Origin of the sequence: Candidatus Paracaedimonas acanthamoebae, from assembly GCA_017307065.1 — a bacterium.
Taxonomy (GTDB): Bacteria; Pseudomonadota; Alphaproteobacteria; order Caedimonadales; family Caedimonadaceae; genus Paracaedimonas; species Paracaedimonas acanthamoebae_A.
In genome coordinates, this window is sequence record JAFKGL010000050.1 from 1 (window position 1) to 2,810 (window position 2,810).

Sequence of the window (2,810 nt, forward strand, 5' to 3'; positions counted from 1 at the left end):
ACAGAAAGATTTTTAGTTAAGATTCTTGAGCAACAAGAGATTCGTATTGCTCAAGAAAGCATCAGTGAACACATAAGAGCAAAAGAGTTATTAGAGAATAGAGAAAATACAAATTCTCAGAGTAATCAACAACCAAAACCAGACCAAACTCCAATTGAAAGAATTAAAGCGCTTATCCATGAGCAAAAATTTGCACGTACGTCGGCTGAGAAAGAACAAGCAGACGCCAATTTAAAGAAATATGCTCAAGAGCTCTATAAGCAAGATCCAACCTTTAAAAGTATTAGAGATAAAGATATAGAATTGACCAAGCAGATTAGAGCTATCTTGTTTGAGGGGGATAGAAGCAAGCAAATTGATAGAAATTTTGAAAGATAAAGAACCTTTTAAGTTGGAGTACTAAGGTTTTTAACAGTCTCATTTGTGCCCACCAATTTAAAAAAGAGCATTTAGCAAGTCTCTCTTGTTTACCTTTGAGCAAAATGTCCTAAAAACCAATTTATCTCAGTGTAACGAGCCTAAGGTTTGTAATATGTCAACTTATTTAGTAAAATTTAAAATATGAGAAACAAGTATATTTTCTTGACTCAATATGGTCTCATGACTTGCATTTTTTAATTTAACTAATTTAATATTTTTTTTAGTAATTTTATCTATATTATTATATTTTTTACTTAGTAGATAAGTATATTGTTTTTTAAAAAAATTTAATTTTAATAAATGATCTTGAAGCATGGTTTTAAATAGTAATATATCCGTATTTTTTAATATAAATGAAAAATTATGTTTTGCTAATATATTTTCAACTTCCATGTTGGATGTAATTTTTTTTATGTATGATGTATCATTACACTCCAAAGATAAGTAGTTTTCATATTCTTTTTTCAGTTCTTCAATATTGAGAGTATTTTGTAAATTTGATAAGTATTCATCATTTATTGATGAATCTAATAAATAAACTTTTATATTATTGTAACCTTTTTTTTCTAAAATAGTGGCTATCTCTAACGATAGTAATCCCCCTAATGACCAACCAAGTAAATGATATATTTTTTGGTTTGTTTGCGTCATTATTTGATCTATATGAGATAAATAATATTGAGCTAATGAATGTAAATTATCTATTTTTTCTGGGTGATATAAATTGTAAGAGTCCACCCCATAGCAACTGAATTTACTAGCTAATGATTTAGCTAATGAAGCATAAACCTCACAACCTCCTGTCCCAGGGTGAAGCATAAACATGATTTCTTTTGCATAAGATAAGTTCATTTTTATAATAGGTTCATACATATTTCTTTTATTTTCTATTACAGTAGATAATAAATATATACTTTTATAATTAAATATATCAGAGACTTTCAAATGAGTTTTATATAATGTATTTAACTTACTCATTAAACTTATTGCAAGAATACTATTTCCACCTAATTTGAAGAATTCATCATATATGCTAATTTTGTCTATAGGAAGCCTTAGAAGTTCGGCCCAGATAGAGCAAAGTTCTTTCTGTAGAGATGATTGTGGTGCTACGTAGTGTTCTACACTGTATAAAGAAGGGGCAGGGGTAGGAAGGCTCTTTTTGTCAATCTTTCCATTGAATGTTAGAGGATTCCTATCCACATATACAAAAAATGAAGGAATCATATAATCAGGAAGGGAAAGCGCAAGATAATTCCTTAGGTTTTCTGTAACCTGAATAACCTTCTCGCCCCTAAAAACACTAAACTCTTGGCCAGAAGAAGATAAAATGCTAGCTTCTTTCTCTAAGGTAGAAGTTATCTCTTTTTTAAGAACAATATAAGCAACAAGCCTCTTGCTTCCTTCTTCATCCTCTCTTGCAACAACTACACACTGAACAACATCCTCATGGAAACTTAAAATTGCCTCAATCTCTCCCAATTCTATCCGGAAACCTCTGATCTTCACTTGATCATCAATACGACCTAAAAACTCTATATTCCCATCTGGGAGATAACGAGCCAAATCTCCTGTGCGATACAGACGAAGATTTAGTCCTTGGGAGGCATCTTCTTCTTTCACAAAAGGATTGGGAATGAATTTCTCTGCTGTAAGCTCTGGACGATTGAGGTATCCTCTTGCTAAGCCAACTCCTCCTATATATATTTCTCCACTTACTCCTGCCGGAACAGGATTCATTTGAGAATCTAAAATATAAATCTGGGTGTTGTTTATAGGGCGTCCAATGGGAATTATATTTCCGTAACTATTATTGGAGCAATTCCAATAAGTGACATCAACAGATGCTTCCGTAGGACCATATAAGTTATGAAGTAGAGACTTTAATCTAAAAAGTGCTTCTTGTTTTAGAGAAAATGATAACGCTTCACCACTTGTAATAAGAAGTCTCAAAGGAAAAGTACTTCTTTTCCTATTCTCTATTTCATTTAAAAAATTAGCAAGTAAAGAAGGAACAAAGTGAATTACAGATATTTTTTTACTATGGATGCTGTTGAAAATGTATTTGATATCTTTATGACCATCTGGCTTTGCAAATACTACTATGGATCCACTTATTAAAGGCCAAAATAGTTCCCATACAGATACATCAAAGGTAAAGGGTGTTTTTTGAAGAATACGGTCTGCATAATTCAATTGATATTGAGTTTGCATCCAGATTAAGCGATTTATTATTCCGCGATGTTCTATCAATACGCCTTTAGGTTTACCTGTAGAACCTGAAGTATAAATGACATAAGCAAGATTATGAGGCTTAGATTGAGGGGAAAGATTAGTGGAAGGTTCAGTTGAAAGATTTTTCCATGGTGATGATGAAGAGCTAGAAAGTC

At 31.7% G+C, this 2,810-nt stretch carries 2 protein-coding genes; one reads left to right on the forward strand and one right to left on the reverse strand.

The annotated features are described in order from the left end of the window. Positions 1-378: hypothetical protein (locus J0H12_07660; protein ID MBN9413774.1), on the forward strand; the 378-nt coding region annotated here is incomplete at its 5' end. Positions 379-540: 162 nt separating this feature from the next. Here J0H12_07660 and J0H12_07665 read toward each other — a convergent pair. Beyond that, the coding region (locus tag J0H12_07665) for a non-ribosomal peptide synthetase (GenBank protein MBN9413775.1) at positions 541-2,810 on the reverse strand (2,270 nt) is incomplete at its 5' end.